This is a genomic window from Mesorhizobium sp. M0152 (assembly GCF_040322415.1).
Lineage (GTDB): Bacteria > Pseudomonadota > Alphaproteobacteria > Rhizobiales > Rhizobiaceae > Mesorhizobium.
Map to the genome: position 1 here is coordinate 1 of NZ_JAMYTH010000139.1, position 520 is coordinate 520.

General features: G+C 54.6%; 1 pseudogene. It reads left to right on the top strand.

Going from position 1 to position 520, the window contains the following annotated elements:
• Positions 1-71 precede the first annotated feature (71 nt).
• Positions 72-520, top strand: a pseudogene (locus NKJ26_RS33515) (IS5 family transposase); the annotation flags it as partial.

Genomic DNA, 520 nt, shown 5'->3' on the forward strand with positions numbered 1-520 from the left:
CTAGGGGTTGTTGAGAATCAGGATTCCACTTTCGCCCTTTGAGTGATTCAAGCCTCATTTTGGAGGTTTTGATGATTCGAACGGTTCTGACGGACGAGCAATGGGAGAAGATGGCTCCGCATTGCCTTGGCAAGGTGACGGACGCAGGGCGTAGCGGCAAGGACAACCGGCTGTTCGTCGAAGCCGTACTGTGGAAGGCGCGCACGAACAGCCCCTGGCGTGATCTTCCGGAAGGCTTTGGCGATTGGAATGCGATCTTCAAACGCTTCGACTATTGGTCGCAGCGGGGCGTCTTCGAGCGCATATTCGAGGCGGTTTCAGATGATCCGGATATGGAATATGCGATGATCGACGCCACCATTGTTCCGGTCCATCGTCATGGACACGGCGCTAAAGGGGGACTCAAAATCAGGCGATCGGCAAATCCAAGGGAGGCTGGACAACTAAAATCCTCGCTCTGACCGACGCTCTTGGCAATCTCGTGCGCTTTCATCTGTTGCCAGGCAACCGATATGACACA